Below are 19576 nucleotides of genomic sequence, written 5' to 3' on the forward strand. Positions count from 1 at the left end.
TGCTTATAAACCTTGATTTTTGTTACTGGTTTAGTTCATATAAAACTAAACCAGTCGTGAGAACTCATTAGAGGAGCTTCTGTATCCAGTAGCTATAATCTCTACTATGACTTATTTAGACAAAGCAATATCTTATCAGGGCGATTATTACTGTTTTCAGACTAGAAAGATTCCGTCCACAATATGCGAGACGAAAACCCAAGAGCGAAAGTACTGAGTACTCTCCTTCTGACTCAGCACTCAGCACTGAGTCTGGTAAAGGATTTCGCCGGAAATAACAGGACTTGTGGGACGATTCTTGTATCCTGCCTCCTTCAAGACTTGGCAAATTGGCAATTTTGAGGAAATTAACTGTGTTATTTTCAATACTATACAAGGTGTATTTGCACTTTCAAGCTATTTAGACGGGCTGCAACCCGTCTTTATTTATGGCGATCGCAGATGTCCATAACATAGATAATACGTCTCTCCAATCCTCTACTTCTTTCCTCCTGCCTCCTGCCTTCTTTGTAATAATAATAGTTAGTTAAACGAGCAGAGATGTAGCTAAGTATGGATAACTTCCCTCAAACCAATTCTAGCTACCCTGTTGGGGGTGGTTTACCTGTGATTCAATATTGGGCAGAAAAAACTCTCTCACCACAAGGATTACAATTATGGCAAACTCTCAATCATAAAAGTGCGTGTTTATCCTGTGCTTGGGGTACGGGTGGACAAAAGGGGGGGTTTGTTAATGAAGCGGGAGAATATTTACAACGCTGTGCTAAAAGTGTAGAAGCGATCGCTGCGGAATTGCAACCAGGAATTAAACAAGATTTTTTCTCAGAAAATAGCATCAGTGAGTTACAAAAACTGACTTCTCAAGAATGCGATCGCTTGGGTAGATTAAGTTATCCTCTCATTCTCAGATCAGGTTCATCCTATTATCAACGTATAAGCTGGGAAGAAGTTTATGACATCGCTACACAAGCCTTTAATTTACCACCAGCACGAATTGCTAGTTATAGTTCTGGACGTTCATCTAATGAAGCTGCCTATTTACTACAATTATTCGTGCGATCGCTAGGTAGTAATAATTTAGCAGACTGTTCAGATTTGTGTCACGCACCCTCAACAGTGGGGTTAAAAAAAGTTTTCGGTTCAGGTACATCAATGGTCAGTTTAGAGAGCCTGGAACATAGTGATTGTATCGTTTTAATTGGTTCCAACGCACCTGCAAATCATCCCCGATTGATGAACGAATTGATAAAATTGCGGGAAAGAAGCGGTAAAATAATTATTATTAATCCTCAAATTGAAATAGGTTTAGTTAAATTTGCATCTCCTGCATTTCCCATCAAATCTTTACTCACAGGAGGTTCAGATATATCTTCTTTATATTTACAACCAACTCCTGGTAGTGATGTCGCATTATTTGTAGGTTTACAAAAATCTCTAATTGAACAGAACTTGATTAAAACAGAATATCTTAAATCTTATGCACACGATTGGCAAAAAGTTCTAGATTATGCTAATAATACATCGTGGGATGATATCACTAAGACCTGTGGTTTATCCCAAGAAGAAATCACAGCGACAGCTTATATAATTGGTAAATCAGCACGTGTAGTTTTTGCCTGGGCAATGGGGATCACTCAACATGCTAACGGTGTAGATAATGTTTTTAGTATTGCTAATACAGCATTAATTACAGGGAACGCTGGTAAAATCGGTGCTGGAACAATGCCTATTCGAGGACATTCCAATGTGCAAGGATTTGGTTCAATGGGTGTCACTACAAACTTGCGGGAAGAAATCAAACAAGCACTATCTGAACTATTAGGAAAACCTCTAAATGAAACTCCTGGTTATCATACCCGTGACTTAATAACAGCGGCAGAATTAGGAAAAATAGATACGCTATTTTGTTTAGGGGGAAATTTATATGCAGCTAATCCAGATTTACAGCAAGCAAAACAAGCATTATCGCAAATAGAAACCATTTTTTATGTATCTACTAAACCGAACTTAGGACACTTTCACGGATTAGCCAAAAAGCAAACTTTAATACTACCTGTCTTCAATCGCTTTGAAAATCCTCATAAAACAACAACTGAATCAGGTAATAACTTTGTACGGTTAAATAACGAAGGTAAAAGTCATTTACAACCACCTGATGCTGATCTAATTTCAGAAATAGAATTAATTACAGAAATTGCCCATCGGTTACATGGGAAAATACCAATAGACTGGCGTAAACTCCAAGATACAGTTTATGTAAGAAAATTAATTGCTAAAACTATTCCTGGCTATAAAAAAATTGGCACAATTGACCAAGAAAAACAGGAATTTATCATTGAAGGGCGGATTGTAGATGAACCTAAATTTCCTACATCTGATGGCAAAGCACAGATGTTTGTCACACCTTTACCACAATTATCGCTACCTTCTAAAGAAACATTTGGTGTGACACAAAATCAGCCAGGAATTGTGTTAATTTTAGGGACAGGACGCAGCTATGGTCAACATAATACTGTAGTTTATCGCAATGAAGATAAATATCGAGGAATGCCCCATCGTCACTGTATTTTAATGAATTCTCTAGATGTCAAAAAAGCGGGATTCCATGAACATCAGCGAATAAAAGTGAAAGGGGATAGGGGAGAATTAGACAATATTGAAATTATTTGTGGCGCAATCCTTGAAGGTGTAGCTTTTATGTTTTATCCTGAAGCTAATATTTTATTTCAAGCAAAAATTGATCCACAAAGTGGCACACCTGCTTATAAAAGAGTTCCGATTTGTGTTTATAGATCCCCGCTCTGACTTTTCCCATTAAGTCTTAGATTTAAGAATTTAAAAAACGGTAGAGCAATTAGCAATCTACCGTTTTTTATGTATGTTGAATGTAGTACTCAAAAATCAAGTGATATTTTTGCTTGCTTTCATGTGAAAGTGAATTTTGAGTATTTATTTTTCCACAGGTGTTAGTTTTAAAGGATACAATGGCTCAGATCCATTTAATTGCCAAATTCTAAATACCAATACAGCAGCTACAGTTAGCCATACACAAGAAAATGATAAAGTCATTCCCGCTACAGGATTAGTTTGCCAATAAATTGCCGTCACCACTAAAGCAGATAACCAAGGGCCTAAAATAACCACAGGAACAGCAGCACCTAATCTCCGTTCTACAGTAAAAATCGTATTCCAAGTATCCCCCAAAGCCAGATGCACCACAAACAAAATTAAAGGCAGCACTAAAAATTGGTGATTCATTTGCTGCCAAACCAATACAGAAGAAATTACCCGTAAAACGGCAATTATCATCCAAACTATGGGAAATACTAAAGGTGGAGGAGACCATCTTGGTCTGATTACCTGGTCATAAGTCTGACGAGAACGGGTATTATCTAAAAGAGAAAAAATTCGTGAACGGATACTTAATAGAGCAAAAAATAATCCGGTTAAGAAAGTGCTAAACCAATTGGGAAAAGAAGAATTGCTATCAATCAACATTACTATTTTTTCCATTCCCAGCAACACAAGAACCATGACTACTATTTGTAGGACAGTCCCTAGTGTATAAACTAAAACTGCTCTAACATCTAGTTCTTGTGTATTAACTATTGATGTATTTGGAAACTGTTGTTGATTAAGAGTTTTTACCCCCATCACTGCATTTACAAATTGTTCAACTATTCCACTATTATTTGATTTATTCATAATTAAGAGATTGTACGTAGCTTGTAATTAGTAGTAATAAGTCATTATATGATAGTCTAATGGTTCAAAATAATTTTTATAGTATCTTTTAATATCAGAGTTTATAAGTTGCGAATCTAATGTACAGTCTTTCTTAAGTGATATTGAGGAAAAAACGTGGAATTTCAGAAGTTATTGTATATTTTTACTCTAGTAAAGATTGCTACGTTCGCTCTGAGTGTACCTGTATTTGCTCAAATCACACAGACTCCCTCCAATTCTTCACAATCGAGTTGTCGTGCAACTAAAGTAGATACTCCAATTTTTAAAGAACCTTCAACATCATCCAACGCTATCAGAATATTGTCGGCAACAACAAAGATTGCTTTGGCATATATACCAGCTAGTGGAGATAGATTTGTCAGAATTCAATCTCCGACTTCAGGGTTTATTCAAACCGCTGTGCTGAAATTTTGTCAGACGAATAACAACGCTCAAAACCTGTCGAGTAAACCTACTATTGGCAGTGAATGCCGGCAACTTGTACAACCTCAAACTCTACGTCTCCAACCAAGTACCAAAGGAGCCTATATTGCAACACTTTCTCCAAATACAATAGTGTTTGTGAACTTGCTTACAGGTAATGTAGTTAAGTCATACAAAGCTGAAAATTACATTTGGGTAGAAATCGACCTTGCCAGAAGTTTCCCTGGAGAGTTATCCGGTAATGGTTGGATAGCCAATAGTGACTTAATAAATACTCCTGGATTAAGCAGTCTGACTTATTGTAGTTAGTAGTCAAACACCTTAAGTTTCCTCATCCTAGTTGTGCATCTTCATAGAGAATTGGTATTAGAAGAAGATTTTTTAGATAAAAAGTTGGGATTGACTACAGCAACAACTGATTAACCTCAAATTCCATGACTTTTACCAACTACCCAATTACGCCGGAAAAACCGAGCTAAAGCTGATTCTTCTAAGGATAGATAAATTGGGCGTCCGTGGGGACAGGTGCGGGGGTTGCGAGTGCGTTGCCAATTATCTAAAAGTGTCTGCATTTCTTGTTGATTCATTGGTGTACCGTTACGAATGGCACTGCGACAGGCGACGGCTACTTGGGCTGTTTGTAAGTCGCCTCCCCAACTAAGTTCTAAAATTGCTTCTGCACAGTCATCTCGTTGCTGCAAAGGGGCGGGGATGTTACGAACTGCCCAAAGTTGTTCGCCAAAGGGTTCTATTTCTAAACCGATGCGTTGCAGTTGTGATACTTGCGCTGGTGATAATTGATAAAGAATGATTGACGGTTCAACGGGAACAAGTTGCCAATTATCACACAATTGCTCATATAAAACTCGCTCATGGGCAATATGCTGTTCTACTAACCACATACCACCTGAATGTTCCGCCACAATATAGGTGTTGCTAACTTGAGCGACAGCTTTTAAGGAGTTAGGAGAGACGCGATTAATCGCGTCTGTAGAAGGGTTGGGATTTTGAGAATTGAAATTGTAACCACCTTTGGCTTCTGCGGCTTTGAGTAATTTACTAACTCGTGTTGTGTGAACAGCTTCTTTAAGATTGCTAGAAGAGATGCTGAGTGCTTGGTTAATTGCTTGGGTAATTTGCTGTTGCCAATAAATGATTTCGTTGAGGTAAATTTCTGTTTTTGCTGGATTGCGATTCCAGTTAATTTGATCGGGAGAAATGGCAAGATGTAAGAAACAAATTGGATAGCGATCGCGTGGTAATGTTCTGTGAAATGCTGATAATATCGTTTGCTCTAGTTCTGGTGTCTTCACCATCCTGCCGTTGATGGCTACACGTACCCAATCTGGACGATGACGATGAGTGCGATCGGGTAATCCTACCACTAAATTTAGTGTTGAGTGCTGAGTGCTGAGTGCTGAGTGAGGAGTGGGGAGTGAGGAGTGGGGAGTTGGGAGTGGCGAGTTGGGAGGGTTGGGTATTTCGAGTTTTAGTTCTTGCAAGTCACCTTGTCGCACTTGGGGTAAAATCTGCGGTAGAAGTTGCCCAGTTGTGGCGGCGGGACAAATGGTGAACCATTGACGGTCATTTTGCCAAATCTGCCAGGTGACGTGGGGATGACACATAGCAATTTGTTGAATTGCGGCTTGCACAGCTTTTATTTGCTGTGCTGCTATGGGTAATCCCTGACGACGAGATGAGCAATTACCAAAAAGATTGGAAACTGTAACCACTGTACCAGGTGCGATCGCTGTTACTTCAACTTCCACAACTTCCCCGGCGTCACCGTAAACTATCCGCCATCCTAATTTTCCACCCACAGGACGACTCAAAATTTCCAAATCTGCCAGAGTCGTCAAACTATGCAACGCCTCACCACGAAACCCTAAACTGTTAATTTTCCACAAATCGGCACTAGAGCGAATTTTACTAGTGCTGTGGGCTGTCGCTGCTTGTTGCAAATCATCTAGATTCATTCCACAACCATTATCTGCAACACGAATTCGCCATTGTTGCGGCCATAGAGAAACCACAATTCGCGTTGCACCTGCGTCTAGGGAATTTTCTGCCAATTCCCGCACCACAGAAGCTAAAGAGTCGATTACCTCACCAGCTGTAATGAGATATACGACTTCTGTTGGTAGAGCTTGAATAGTAGATGCCATAAATTATAGTTTATAGCTTCTAGGGGCACAGGGAGTTGAAGAAGGCAGGAGGCAGAAGGCAGAAGGTTCAATGTTTTGTAGGGGATTCAACACCGTACTTAATTGGGGCCACAAAACAAGAAAATTTGGTGTTCTTGTCTTAAACCGCAAGTTCGATGATTGTCACGGGCAAAGAGCAGAAAACAGTATTCCAACTGAAACTCCTGCCTTCTGCCCTCTGCCTTTCTTGATAAACATGATGAATTATCTGTGTTTATTTGTGGTTTTTTTCTAAAACATTGATTTTTGTAAGATATCTATTGTGCATTACAACTTTCTCTACAGCATCAGAAAAAATCAGTGATTGCAACATTAATTAACATTAAATCGCCTTAATTTATGAATATTTCTAGGTGATTGTTAATTAGTATCTCTCATAGCCAAAACTTTAGGTGGTTCAGGTTTCAGTAAACCGTTCAACAGGGATGCGGGACGTTGACTGTAGGGCCAAGCAAAAGCATGACGGAAAGCTGCATCTTGACAAGCTTGTAGTTGTTCAAAACTAATAATGTCGTAAGTCAAGAGATTTTCGTACTCAAACGGTAGACGCACATTGTGCAATCCAGCATTATCAGTACAAATAGCTATATCAACCCCAGCATCAAAACAACGGTCAAAAACTAATTTGAGTTGACGTATATCCTGCAAAGTACCTGTTTTCAGGTAAGTTGTCGGACAAACCTCTAAACATTGCCCGCGTTTAGCCACATCATTAAGTAACTCTGGATACAGTAGGGGAATTTGGATGCCGTGACCAATTCGCATTAAATAGGGTAATAGTTCTGGATAACAACCTGCGGTGGTTTCATATAGATGTCCCGTTGTGTTAACACCCAGCGATCGCGCATAATCGTATAAGCTAATCCATTCTTCTAAGCGATCGGCGTAATAGCTATCACCCCCCGCTACATCTACTGCACAAACATACTGTTTATTTTGCGCCGCTAAATCAACAATCGCCTTGTTCACCTCATAAGGTAGACGTGTGTGCATACAGAGAATTTGGCTAGTAACAATCGGATGTTCTGGCTGGTGGCTGGCAAGTCCTACTACCTGCACAATCTCTGTCATCTTGTCAATTCTTTCGGATTGATTCAGATGCTCAGGTGTTCGTAGATAGGGAGTGTAACGCAGTTCCAAATAAGCCAAATTTTCAAAAATGTAAGCACCCCGCACCAAGCGATAGATAAAGTAAGGCAAAGTATCCACAGTTTGCACACTTTCTACCAAGGTGTGTAATTCTAGATACTCATCCAAGGTGTTGCGTGGGCGAGTATAAAAATCTTCAAAGTCTGAATAGTCAGCAAAGCGGGAAATCAACTCTGAAGAATGTCGCTCGAAATATCGCCATAAAACTCGTGGTACGACGGAGCCGCCCAGATGTCTATGTAATTCAGCATATAAAGCCATAGTGGTATTTTTGGGTAAAAATTTCAATAATTGTAACAAAAACATAGAAATAAAAAATCTGTACTCGAAAAAATTTAGCTCCAAAGAAGTTCGAGCAGAGGTTTACCACTATCTGGATTTTTCAATAGAGGCTCTCACCTAAATGCTGCCTGAAGGTCGATATTTTTTCCTTATTTTCTGAAAATCCAGCATTTAATACTGTTTTGAGCATGAATAAACTTGACACTATCAAGATTAAATTGATACGATCAATACCCTTAATTAATTTTTGTGTTACACTAAAACAACATTGCTATTGTTGAGCAAGTAAAATATAGCAATATATTTTTCCTTTAACTAAGCAAACTCCTGGCAAGGTTGGTATTAATTGAAAATTCAAGCGTTAGAAGTAAAGGCTGGCGATCGCATTATTGCTTACTGCAACAACAAAATGCAAACCTGCAAGGTAAAGCGCATTTTAGATCCCGGTCAAGCTAATATCACACTATCAGTTTTCACCTCTGAGAATTATCGCGGATGCTCAGTTTCATCTATAGTCCGCTTTCAAAGCAACGCCTTAGTTGATTTGGTAAGTTAAAAATCAAGTAAATATTCCATCTCAAAAATATTTCTAACTATTGTCCAGCCTCAAGCTGGACAAAACTTTTGTTAAAGGGTAGGTTGAAAACCCCGGATAAACAGCAACGTTGTTGCGTATTTTGTGCTTTAGATAGAGGATGAAAAGACTCTCCTGGGAGGAGAGGGGAGTTGATCTTGCTCCTGCCATTTTTTAGTTCCGTCGAACTCTTGTTATTGTGAGGTACAAGAACCCCGACTTTTTTGAAAAGTCGGGGTTCTGGGGATCTGATTGAGCAATATTCGCTCTACAAAATTTAGAATAAGATGAGGTTTACTAATTATTTGGCAATGGAAGTTTTAAAACTTACAACTAAAATCGATGAATCAGGATATTTAAATCTTAATATTCCAACGCAATTAGCGGCGGTTGAAGTGGACATTGTAGTTGTTTTGAATCCAGTTTCGTCAGAGGAAAAGCAACCTAGTTATGATTTTTCTGATTTGGTGGGGCGATTAACTTGGCGGGGAGATGCGGTAGCTATGCAGAGGAATCTACGCGATGAGTGGTAATCGCTACGTATTGGATACGAATGCGATAGTAGCTCTGCTCCAAGGAAATTCTCAACTTATTCAATTACTTCAAGGTGCTGATTGGATTGGAGTTTCAGTTATTAGCAAAATTGAATTTCTCGCGTTTTCTGGGCTGAGTTAAGAGGATATTCAGCTTTTTGAGCAGTTTTTGCAACGAGTTGAGGTTGTCAATTTAGTGGCGAGTGATGCTGTTTTGATTAAGAAAATCATTGAAATTCGCCAGCAATATCGGTTGAAACTACCAGATACAATTATTGCAGCAATGGCGATCCAAAATTCAGCAAGTTTGGTGACTGCCGATCAAGAGTTTGCGAAGGTAACAATTTTAACAGTAATTAAGTGGTAGTCCCTACACAATAAGTAAAAAAGTCAAACAAAAATTCTGTAGCTTAATCGCCGCAATGCTCAAGCGATAAGCAAAAGAAAGCTTTGGCTATCTTTTTCGATCTAAAAACGATGTCTACGATCAGCTATGCCTACACACTGCTAACATTTAGGCATAGTGCAGGCTAAAAGTCTTCTGAGTCCTTATGTCAACCCTAATTGAGATGATCTTCCCCTGGCAAAGCGATGCCTACGGCGAGCTTATCTACCAGACGTTGCGCGTAGCTTGCTTCCACGGAGTGGTACGCTAACGCATTACTAAGATCACCTTCCAATTGATGGCTTTTGTTAATTCTTTTTCACATCACGAGCCATGTTGAGGTAGTAGTCGTCAATTTTGGCATTAGAACGACGGCGGTTAGTGGTAGGAATTTTAGGAGTGTTATCCCGATTCGTTTCAATTGGCTTTTTTGCAGAAGCTTGTTTTATACTTTGCACTTCATCAGATTCCAAGAAATAACCAGAACTACTAAATCCGAACAGCTTGGCAAAAAAACCAAATAAATTTCCTACGGAATTGGAAACACTTTTGAATAGAACACCAAACAAGCCTTGAAGACGAAGGAACAAGTTCCGAACAGTTTGAGTTAAACGAAACATAACAGCACCCTCTATGATTGCCTATTATTCATTGTGACTTAATTCCAATAGGAGGAATGGTGCTATGCAAAAAATCTACCAGGCGTAGGCGTGAGAACAAAGAGAATTTCTTACAGGTTACATTTGCAACATTCCTATTTGGCACTACTAACTCTATAACTGCGTCAACCATATTGCAGCTAAATTACTGTATCAGTTTTCCTGGTGCAGCAATTTAACCTTGATATGGAATTAAATATAACCAATAAACCTTATTTAGTCAGTAGACGTAATGACAACTCAGTTCTGGGGAAAAACCATAGAAATCAATGCTACTCTAACTAACTTACTATTTAACCCTGTGCGTAAACGCTTACTTCTATGTCGCAGCAAGCTACGCAAAGCGTCTGGTAGAGTTGCAGCTAGTAGCCTTTTCATTCGTCAAGGTTGGTGGCTTTTAAGGAAGCGTCTGTTGCCATTATTATGTCTGATATCGTTCGTTGCGGTATTGCTATTCAACAGCTTTGCCCCTGCTATTGCCCAACTACCTCCTCAACCTCGTCAAGAAATTCGGGGCGTGTGGCTGAGTGGTAACGATTTTAGCGTTTTCAGAAATCGCTCAAAGGTGCAAGCAGCCATGAGCCAACTGCGGCAGCTAAACTTTAACACCGTTTATCCAGTCGTGTGGAACGATGGCTATACACATTACCCCAGTGCCATCATGCAAAAAAAGGGTATTCCCTTCTTCTTCAAAGGAACAGATGGACAAGATGTGATTGCAGACATTATCAGCCAAGCCCGCAGAGAAGGTCTACTAGCAATACCCTGGTTTGAATTTGGTTTCATGGTTCCCCTAACTTCGGAACTTGCGTCGCAGCATCCAGATTGGCTGACACAAAAACGGGATGGGACTCAAACTTCAATTAGTGCTGCGGGTGAAGTAGCGTGGTTGAATCCGTTTCACCCCGAAGTGCAAAAGCTTATCACTGAACTCGTGATGGAAGTCATTACTCAATACGATGCTGATGGCGTTCAATTTGACGACCACATGAGTTTACCTGTGGATTTTGGTTACGATAAGTACACAATTAATCTATATACTCAAGAAACTGGTAATCCTCCCCCACCCAATCCCCAAGCCCAAGCATGGATAAAATGGCGGGCAGATAAAATCACTACATTCATGGTAGACCTCCACCAAACCGTGAAAGCCCGAAAACCGAATGCTATCTTCGCAGTTTCTCCCAATTACTATGATTTTGCCTACAAGCTGCAACTGCAAGACTGGCTGAACTGGGTACGGTTGGGTATTGTCGATGAGTTGGTCATGCAGGTATACCGTAATGATTTAGAAAGTTTTATCGCTCAAATTAATCGCCCAGAAGTTTTAGAAACCCAAAAAGTCATCCCAACTGGTATCGGTATTATGGCGGGGTTACGAAATCGTCCAGTTTCCATGCCACAAATCCAATCCCAGGTACAAGCGGCGCAACAACGCGGTTTAGGTAGCGGCTTTTTCTACTACGAAAGCCTTTGGGATATCGCCCCGGAACCAGCAGCACAACGCCAGTCAGCATTTGCGGCTCTTTTCCCGAAACCAGCGTTGCGCGATATCTCTCAAAATACACCCCGCAAGCCAACTTTTGATACCATATCCCTACCTTTATATCCAAAACCTTCCCTTGGCCAACGGGTTCGTGGCTATTTTCTGGAAATAGCGATCGCAAATGGTCAACCAAGGCGTATCTTATTAGATACAGGTTCAGCAGGGCTACGAGTTCCCAAAGAGTTTTTAGGTAATGCTCCTATCCGCAGAACGGGACAAAATATCAAGGAGGTATTAAGTGATGGTACTATCCTGGAGGGAGAATTAGTTTATACTAATGTCCGATTTGGCTTGCTTCCCGCAGCAGAACCCGTTCCGGTACAAGTTGTTACTAGCCGCCAATGTATTGCCCAAAAGCCTAATTGTTCAGCAAAGAGTGGTGCGCCATTTTCCGGTATTATCGGTGTCAACTATTTTGAAAAGTCACTTCCCTATAATCCGTTGAGGAAATTACCAGGCAATCTGAGTAACGGATTTATCGTGATTGGAAATGGTGGTAGTAACAACAATGGCAGCCTAATTCTCGGTTTGACTGCCAACAATCAAGCAGGTTTCAAAATGGCTCCTTGGAGTAAACAAAGCGAAATTAATGGTGTACCCGGTAACAGATGGGACTCTCAACTGAGTAAAGTTTGTTTAACTCTTGCTGCGAGTTCTGCTAAAAATTCTTGTAATGGCAAAATGATCACTGATACTGGAACCATTAATGGTTTGGCTGAATTCAAGTCAGCTTCCACAGCAGGTAAACTCAAACCAGGAGTATTACGTTCAGCAAATACTCTGAAAGTAGCAATTAATAGCATTTTTGATTACAGCTTGGCACCAGGAAACCGCGACGGATTTAATCGCTGGAATTTGAGTATTTCTTCACAGGCAGAACTTCCTATATTTGTAAATACTGGCATCGCATTTTTTGATAAATACGATGTCCTCTTTGACCAAGTTAATGGAAGACAAGGTTTTCGCAGTCGGCGGTAAGAGGAAAGTAAAGACTTCCTCCCTCAGATGCCTTCAAAACTAATTTTCCTGAACCAGCAAAACTGATTTTACGGGACGCTTGATAGGATTTCCTTCCAAATCAACCTTCCCGTTAAAGGTTTTGCCCTTGTAATAAAGTGAAGACGAACTCCCCCCATCCAAATTCATCGCTTGATCAGCACCAAGAGTTTTCATAAAATCAGCTAATGCTGGTAAGGATATCCCAGAGTTCGCGGGAGCCGAGGGTTTTTGAGCCACCATAACTAAAATAACGCTGCCATCACGAGTGATACCCACAGCAGTCCTGGCATTGGGTTGGTTACTGCCAAGTGCATCTCGTGTATTGGCATTATCTACAAAGCCCTCTTTTACTGATGTGAGTTCTGGTAATAGGCGTGGGCCAGCACCTATAGCATCGACTAACTGACAACCTGCTGGTGGTGACTGACTGTGTAGGGCAATAGAATAACTGATAGTTTGCCCACATAAGTAGCTGCGAAATTCTGCACGATTGAATATTTGACCCAGGTAAGGTTTTAAGTTGGGATTGTTTACCAGTCGCTCATTTTCCTTGGGGTCAGCAACCAACTTCCCTTGTAGGATGACATAGGATGTAGATTTTTGGTTAACTGGGTCAAAAAAGCCTGCGTTCAAAATGGCTACGGCTCGATGTTTTTGGGCAAATTCTTCTACAGTGGCTACTTTTTCTGATAGTGCAGGAGTCACCAAAAATCCGCTATTCGCTGGAATCAGCACGATGTGAGCGATGCTTTGGGGCAAAGTGCGCTCGAAGTAGCGAATAGTTTTTGGTGGTAAAGATGCAACAGTCGTTATTGATGGTGTTGAAGAACGCAAATTAAACCACAACACCATTGTCAAACTAATTAATATCAAAGCCAGTAGTTTGATTTTCCTCACATTTAAACTCACTTGCGGTTAGCTAAAACAAAGTTGATTTAATAATACTTTTACAACATCTGTAAAAGATTAGCAGAAAAATACCTTCACAGTTTTGCGCGTTGGTTACTACCTAATGAACCGCAAAAAATCAAAGTTTTAAAAATTGGATTAAGCATAAAAGTAATTGACGCTGACTCTGTGATATTTCTGTTTCTGGGCAATCGCTAATTTTTGGCTGATGGTAAAAATGCTCTCAAAAGACCTACTCAATGGAAACCACTTGTTAGAATTAAAAGACAAGCGCTGCAAAACACCTTGTCCCTCATAGAGATTGAAACGCTTGAAAATTACTAAATCCCTATTGGGGATTGAAATTAAGACCATGTTACGAAGCACAAACCTAAAAAATATCTCCAAAAAATTCGCCATAGCCAGAAATTCTGCTTCTTTCAAAGAAAATGAAGCAATGAGAGCTATTACATATAGTATGGATTTACTATTACCTGGTTTGTATATATGGCTACTTGGTTTTAGTTTTCGTATTGGTGGGAGCGTACCAGATGATATTCCCTATAAATATCCCGGTAAAATTCACAGTAACACTGGAATTGCTTTAGTATTACCAGGATATAGAATTTTTACGACTTACCAGGGTAGCTATGACCCTCAACAGACATCAAATACAGGGACTAACAGCTTTTAATTGTACGGTTCTCGACTCAAATACTTTTGAAACCTTAATGACTCAGGCAGGATATTCAATCTCAGGTAGCGCACCTGCACAGTCTAATAGAATAAAAGTATGGTGGATTCATAACGAATACCCAAGAGTCGAATCCGTGTATAGTCCAGACAAGAAAATAGTGATAACGGCGTATCATGTTAACTGATATTTTTCACTTCTATTAATCAATTTTCAAAGTAGGCAGAAAGTTTTGGTTGACAGTATTTTTTTGTTTGTGATACTTTCACCACCAAAATAAATTAGCTATCTCCTATAACTGATTCCAATTCTAGAGACAGCGAATGTGTATCTCTATATGTTGATGCAGGTAAGTACACTGTAAATTGAGTGCCTCTGCCTACTTGACTGTAAACATTGACAAAACCACCGTGGTTTTTAATAATACCCAACACTGTGGAAAGCCCTAAACCCGTACCTTTTCCTACCTCTTTGGTAGTGAAAAATGGTTCAAAAATCCGTTCCTGGACTTCCGATGACATCCCCATCCCAGTATCCGTCACCACGATCGCAATATAAGAACCCACTTTCGCATCAATATTTATCTGGGCAGAATGTTCGCCAATCACCAGATTCTCCGCCGCAATCCTTAAAATTCCGCCATTTAGCATGGCATCGCGGGCGTTGATGACTAAATTTATCAGCACTTGATGTAGTTGAGTTATATCTCCACGAACGTACCAGAGATTTTTAGGGATATCTATCTGGCAAATAATGGAATTAGGAAATGTTTGAGCGATAATTTGCTCAATTTCTGCCATCAAAGGCTGGAATTGGACAATTGTTCGTTTGCCTTCAATACCTCGTGCAAAAGATAATACTTGCTTGAGCAAATTAGCACCGCGTTTAACATTATTTTCTAAAGTTTGCAGTATTTGCTGACTTTGCTGATCGGGCAATTTCCTCTGCAACAGTTGAACTGACATTAAAATTGGGGATAGTATATTGTTCAGATCATGGGCGATACCGCCAGCTAAAGTACCGATACTCTCCAAACGTTGCGATCGCAAAAGTTGAGCTTCTAGTTGTTTCTGCTGCGTGATTTCGGTGTTCACACTTAAAATGGATTTGGGTTGTCCATTATCATGTCGTATCAGTGTCCACCGACTTTCAACGATAATTACTTTACCTTCCCTTGTCAGTTGATGCAACTCACCCCGCCACTCACCCGTATTCATTACCGTCAAGTAAGCATCTTCTAGCTGTGGTGAAATCTCTTTATACAAAAGTTGCAAAACATTCTTACCCAAAACTTCCTCAGCCTTCCAGCCGTATAAACTCTGGGCACCTTTATTCCAAAACAAAATTTGGTTGCGGATATTTCGTACCACAATTGCGTCAGTTGATACATCCAACAGCGCTGCTTGTTCACGGATTTTCTGTTCTGCCTGTTTTTGCTGAGTTACGTCTCGCGTCACTGCTAAATGGATGAACGTCCCATCAGATTCGTTACGCAGTGGTACAGCATGAGTCTCTATGTAGCGGCGAGTGCCTTTAAATCCAACGATTTCCAACTCCAAAGTCCCCTTGTTACCTTGGCAGATACTTTTATGTAAGTCGGCAAAGGCTGCTCTATACTCTGGCACAATTACAGCATCAACTGGTTTGCCAATCAAAACATCAGCACTTTCCACTTCCATCATCACCAGCCCTTCTGCATTAATTTCTAAAAGGGTGCCATCCCTCGCAATTAATTTGATACATTCTGGTTCTGCATCTATCATGGCTCGTAAACGATTTTCGCTTTGGCGTAGGGCCAATTCCGTCTGCTGAAGTTGCCTGATATAACGCCACAACAAGTCATACAGCAGCGCCACCAAAACCAAATCCACAATAGCCGCGATAAAAAATGTAACTATCGCCTTTTGGGAACTTGCTTGCGACTGCTGCATTCCCTGCTGTAATAAATTTTGCTCTACCTCTAAAAAGTCGTGAATAAGCTGTTGGATTTCTTTGCTGTTTTGCTTGTCTTTGACAGATAAAATTCTCTGTCGAACTGCTTCAAATCCCTGGTTTTGTCTGAGGTAAATCTCTTCTTGCAGAATGTTGAGCCTACTGGTAATTTTCGGCTCCAGCAAAGAAATCCACTGCTGCTTTTGATGGTTATCAGCAGTTAACTTACTGAGAGTTTGAATGTGGCGATTAGTTTCTTCATAAGCTACAAGATAAGTTTTTAGATCATCTGCATCGGCTGTAATTAAGTAATTACGTTGTGCAGTCTCAGTATCTTGGAGCGTAGATTGGATACTTTCAACTTGGGTAATAACTTTATATGAGGATGTCACCCATTGCTGGTTGTGAATCAGCTTAACAGTATTGCCATAGGAGACTACAGCATTAGTAAATATAACTGCCAATGCTAGGACGAATATTGCTTTCAGCTTTTGGATTCGATACCATTTTTTGCTCATGCGATCGCCCTTTCTGCCGCAGATAACCTCCATCAGTTTAAATTAAAGATTACAAACAAATACTGAGAATATCTTAAAGATTTTAATAGCACTGGTAATAAAATATAGTCTGTGATAGGTGTAAATGTCTGGATTTTTTGGGATGGTGATTTATACATAGTAGTCACAAAGAAATCCGCTAATTTTTAATATAAATTTAAATTCATTTTTAGAGGATGTTTGAAAAGTCCTATTGTCGGTATCAAAAATTTTAGATCCCCCTAAATCCCCCGATAAATTGGGGGACTTTGATTCCGGTTCCCCCCTTTTTAAGGGGGTTAGGGGGGATCTAAAGTGCCTAAAGTCACAGCGAAATACTTTTCAAACAACCTCTTAGCCATAATGTAGCCAATGTAGTTCGGATCAGATAATTTGCCTGTATGGAATATGTTCTTCAGAAGCAGTCAGGGCGCTGGAAAATTATTTCGGCTCAGAATACTGCCATTCATCCTCTGCCATAGTTGCAAAGTTGGTAATCTCTACAAAACGTCGCTGGTTGTTTCGCTTTATCGGCAATGCTCAGTTCATCTATCCTCAATATCTAGCAGAACAACACCAGAAATTTGCTCGTGCATTATATCAATATTAGACTTCGATAAGTGATTAGCCAGACTTAATATAAAATCTCTAGCAGATAAGTAGGTAGATTGGCATGAGTGAAACTACAGAAACGATTTTCAGCAAAATCATTAGTCGGGAAATTCCCGCTGATATTGTTTATGAGGATGATTTGTCCCTGGCATTCAAAGACATCCATCCCCAAGCGCCCGTTCACATCCTCGTCATTCCCAAAAAACCCATTGCTCAACTAGCTGATGCTGAATCTGAGGATCATGCTCTGTTGGGGCATCTTTTGTTAACCGCCAAACGTGTTGCAGAAGAAGCTGGGCTGAAAAATGGTTATCGAGTTGTCATCAACACTGGTGATGACGGCGGACAAACAGTCCATCACTTACATTTGCACATTTTGGGAGGACGGCAGTTAGACTGGCCCCCTGGTTGATAAAAACAGATGAATTGCGTCTCTAGACGCGGTTCATCACCAAAAAAAATCACTGCCATAATCAATACCTATGTAATATTTCTTTACAAATCTCCATTTTGCTTCTAATGTAATAAACATAGGTAAGCAAATTTGCTTATCCAAATCATAAATAACTAACCGCACTTATAAAACAATGACAACAACCTTACAACGTCGCGAAAGCGCCAACGTATGGGATCGATTCTGCGAATGGATCACCAGCACCAACAACCGGATTTACATCGGTTGGTTCGGCGTAGTAATGATCCCCACCCTACTAGCAGCTACCGCTTGCTTCGTAATCGCCTTCATCGCCGCTCCTCCAGTAGACATCGATGGAATCCGTGAACCAGTAGCAGGTTCCTTGATCTACGGAAACAACATCATCTCCGGTGCAGTAGTACCTTCATCCAACGCTATCGGCTTGCACTTCTATCCAATCTGGGAAGCAGCTTCCTTAGATGAGTGGTTGTACAACGGCGGCCCTTACCAATTGGTAGTTTTCCACTTCCTGATTGGCGTATTCTGTTACATGGGTCGTGAATGGGAACTATCCTACCGCTTAGGAATGCGCCCTTGGATTGCGATCGCATACAGCGCTCCAGTAGCAGCAGCAACCGCAGTCTTCTTGGTATACCCCATCGGACAAGGTTCATTCTCTGATGGTATGCCTTTGGGTATCTCAGGAACATTCAACTTCATGATCGTGTTCCAAGCAGAACACAACATCTTGATGCACCCCTTCCACCAACTAGGTGTAGCTGGTGTATTCGGCGGAAGCTTGTTCTCTGCAATGCACGGTTCACTAGTAACCTCTTCTTTGGTTCGTGAAACAACCGAAACCGAATCTCAAAACTACGGTTACAAATTCGGTCAAGAAGAAGAAACCTACAACATCGTTGCAGCCCACGGCTACTTCGGTCGTCTAATCTTCCAATACGCTTCTTTCAACAACAGCCGTTCACTGCACTTCTTCCTCGCAGCATGGCCTGTAATCGGCATCTGGTTCACCGCCTTGGGTGTAAGCACAATGGCGTTCAACTTGAACGGTTTCAACTTCAACCAATCAATCATTGACTCTGAAGGTCGTGTGATTGCAACTTGGGCGGATGTAATCAACCGCGCTAACCTGGGTATGGAAGTAATGCACGAGCGTAATGCTCACAATTTCCCTCTAGATTTGGCTGCTGGCGATTTTGCTCCTGTAGCTCTTACTGCTCCTGCTATCAACGGTTAATCCTGAAGTTTTGCTAAATTAAAAAGCGCTCTCCCTTTCGGGAGAGCGCTTTTTAATATTCTCTACTTGAGTGTGCGGTAGTGTAAAAACAACTCACTTCCAATCTGACGAGTTTCAACGAGTTGGAGATGAGGAGCAGCATAAGGAACAAAACCTTCTCCCTCTACTGGGCTAGGGGCGTGCTTTCCTCCATAAATAACTGGCCAAATTGTCAACCACCAATCGTCAATTCGCTCTGCGTGCACTAGAGCAGCCGTTAAAGAGCCACCTCCCAAAGCAACTACCTTGTTAATACCTCGCTCTGCCATCAAGTTGTAAGCTCGATCCCAGTCCAGGTCTGTATCTCCCAAATCAATTAATTCAGCCAGTTTTTGTAAGGTTGTTGTATCAGAATTGCGTTCCAAACCAGTTCGTGTTGTAAATATCCATCGCTCAATGTCCTGACTTAAAAAAGGCAAGTCCAGCGCTAGGTCAAGGGAACCTGAGACAACGCAGGTAATAGGCTGGGGAGACTGACCCCGAACCTTACGTGCTGCCAAAAGTTCGGGATTGCGAATTGTAAAAGTTACCCCCTCAGCCCGAATTGTCCCTGCTCCTACCAGGATTAGATCAGCAAGGGAGACTTGATACTCCACGTGTGCTTGATCGTCTGGATCGGATTCACGAGGCGCTTTAGGATCTACGGCGCTAATTTTTCCATCGGCCGTCATGGCAAGAACCACAGTTGTTTGGATAGCTGACAT

At 40.8% G+C, this 19576-nt stretch carries 17 protein-coding genes; 10 read left to right on the plus strand and 7 right to left on the minus strand.

The window, feature by feature from the left end; translation table 11 throughout:
• The first annotated feature begins 286 nt into the window (after window positions 1-286).
• Together HUN01_RS31770 and HUN01_RS31775 are read left to right on the plus strand one after the other, a co-directional pair.
• Window positions 287-451 carry a hypothetical protein gene (locus HUN01_RS31770; protein ID WP_181929502.1) on the plus strand — a complete coding sequence of 55 codons (165 nt, stop codon included), beginning with the start codon at window positions 287-289 and terminating at the stop codon, window positions 449-451.
• A gap of 101 nt (window positions 452-552) precedes the next feature.
• Complete coding sequence (locus HUN01_RS31775; protein ID WP_181929503.1) at window positions 553-2805, plus strand: FdhF/YdeP family oxidoreductase; 2253 nt, start codon at window positions 553-555, stop codon at window positions 2803-2805.
• A gap of 144 nt (window positions 2806-2949) precedes the next feature.
• Here the strand turns inward: HUN01_RS31775 and HUN01_RS31780 are convergent, their stop codons facing one another.
• Window positions 2950-3705, minus strand: a complete 756-nt coding sequence (locus HUN01_RS31780) for a TspO/MBR family protein (protein ID WP_181929504.1) — start codon at window positions 3703-3705, stop codon at window positions 2950-2952.
• Between the two features lie 156 nt (window positions 3706-3861).
• Here HUN01_RS31780 and HUN01_RS31785 point away from each other — a divergent pair, with 156 nt between their 5' ends.
• Complete coding sequence (locus HUN01_RS31785; protein ID WP_181929505.1) at window positions 3862-4479, plus strand: hypothetical protein; 618 nt, start codon at window positions 3862-3864, stop codon at window positions 4477-4479.
• Between the two features lie 116 nt (window positions 4480-4595).
• On the opposite strand, the gene mutL is transcribed toward HUN01_RS31785, so the two are convergent.
• Both mutL and HUN01_RS31795 read right to left on the minus strand, forming a co-directional pair.
• A complete protein-coding gene (mutL, locus tag HUN01_RS31790; protein ID WP_181929506.1) occupies window positions 4596-6335 on the minus strand; it encodes a DNA mismatch repair endonuclease MutL in 1740 nt (579 codons plus the stop codon).
• 399 nt (window positions 6336-6734) lie between these two features.
• The gene (locus tag HUN01_RS31795; RefSeq protein ID WP_181929507.1) at window positions 6735-7784 is read right to left on the minus strand and encodes an adenosine deaminase; all 1050 of its coding nucleotides are present in this window, start codon (window positions 7782-7784) and stop codon (window positions 6735-6737) included.
• 367 nt (window positions 7785-8151) lie between these two features.
• Here HUN01_RS31795 and HUN01_RS31800 point away from each other — a divergent pair, with 367 nt between their 5' ends.
• The 3 genes from HUN01_RS31800 to HUN01_RS35785 all read left to right on the plus strand — a co-directional run bounded on the left by HUN01_RS31800 (window position 8152) and on the right by HUN01_RS35785 (window position 9279).
• Window positions 8152-8361 (plus strand): hypothetical protein, encoded by a 210-nt coding sequence (locus tag HUN01_RS31800; protein ID WP_094352741.1) that lies wholly within the window; start codon window positions 8152-8154, stop codon window positions 8359-8361.
• A gap of 305 nt (window positions 8362-8666) precedes the next feature.
• Window positions 8667-8912, plus strand: coding sequence for a hypothetical protein (locus tag HUN01_RS31805; protein ID WP_338044515.1), 246 nt, complete (start codon window positions 8667-8669; stop codon window positions 8910-8912).
• Window positions 8913-9081: 169 nt separating this feature from the next.
• Window positions 9082-9279, plus strand: a complete 198-nt coding sequence (locus tag HUN01_RS35785; protein ID WP_238845793.1) for a PIN domain-containing protein — start codon at window positions 9082-9084, stop codon at window positions 9277-9279.
• 326 nt (window positions 9280-9605) lie between these two features.
• Here the strand turns inward: HUN01_RS35785 and HUN01_RS31815 are convergent, their stop codons facing one another.
• On the minus strand, window positions 9606-9917 hold the full coding sequence (locus HUN01_RS31815) for a threonine dehydratase (RefSeq protein WP_181929508.1): 312 nt from the start codon (window positions 9915-9917) through the stop codon (window positions 9606-9608).
• A gap of 271 nt (window positions 9918-10188) precedes the next feature.
• Here HUN01_RS31815 and HUN01_RS31820 point away from each other — a divergent pair, with 271 nt between their 5' ends.
• Complete coding sequence (locus HUN01_RS31820; protein ID WP_181929509.1) at window positions 10189-12480, plus strand: glycoside hydrolase family 10-like protein; 2292 nt, start codon at window positions 10189-10191, stop codon at window positions 12478-12480.
• Window positions 12481-12519: 39 nt separating this feature from the next.
• On the opposite strand, the gene HUN01_RS31825 is transcribed toward HUN01_RS31820, so the two are convergent.
• Window positions 12520-13398, minus strand: a complete 879-nt coding sequence (locus HUN01_RS31825) for a phosphodiester glycosidase family protein (protein ID WP_238845795.1) — start codon at window positions 13396-13398, stop codon at window positions 12520-12522.
• Window positions 13399-13762: 364 nt separating this feature from the next.
• Between HUN01_RS31825 and HUN01_RS31830 the strand changes: the two genes are divergently transcribed.
• On the plus strand, window positions 13763-14083 hold the full coding sequence (locus tag HUN01_RS31830) for a hypothetical protein (protein WP_181929510.1): 321 nt from the start codon (window positions 13763-13765) through the stop codon (window positions 14081-14083).
• 281 nt (window positions 14084-14364) lie between these two features.
• Here the strand turns inward: HUN01_RS31830 and HUN01_RS31835 are convergent, their stop codons facing one another.
• Complete coding sequence (locus HUN01_RS31835) at window positions 14365-16566, minus strand: PAS domain S-box protein (protein ID WP_238845798.1); 2202 nt, start codon at window positions 16564-16566, stop codon at window positions 14365-14367.
• A 658-nt stretch (window positions 16567-17224) separates the two neighbouring features.
• Between HUN01_RS31835 and HUN01_RS31840 the strand changes: the two genes are divergently transcribed.
• Window positions 17225-17575, plus strand: a complete 351-nt coding sequence (locus tag HUN01_RS31840) for a histidine triad nucleotide-binding protein (protein WP_181929511.1) — start codon at window positions 17225-17227, stop codon at window positions 17573-17575.
• Window positions 17576-17750: 175 nt separating this feature from the next.
• The gene (psbA, locus tag HUN01_RS31845) at window positions 17751-18833 is read left to right on the plus strand and encodes a photosystem II q(b) protein (protein ID WP_181929512.1); all 1083 of its coding nucleotides are present in this window, start codon (window positions 17751-17753) and stop codon (window positions 18831-18833) included.
• A 62-nt stretch (window positions 18834-18895) separates the two neighbouring features.
• Here the strand turns inward: psbA and HUN01_RS31850 are convergent, their stop codons facing one another.
• Window positions 18896-19576 carry a RibD family protein gene (locus HUN01_RS31850; protein WP_181929513.1) on the minus strand — a complete coding sequence of 227 codons (681 nt, stop codon included), beginning with the start codon at window positions 19574-19576 and terminating at the stop codon, window positions 18896-18898.

Origin of the sequence: Nostoc edaphicum CCNP1411 (assembly GCF_014023275.1) — a bacterium.
GTDB lineage: Bacteria > Cyanobacteriota > Cyanobacteriia > Cyanobacteriales > Nostocaceae > Nostoc > Nostoc edaphicum_A.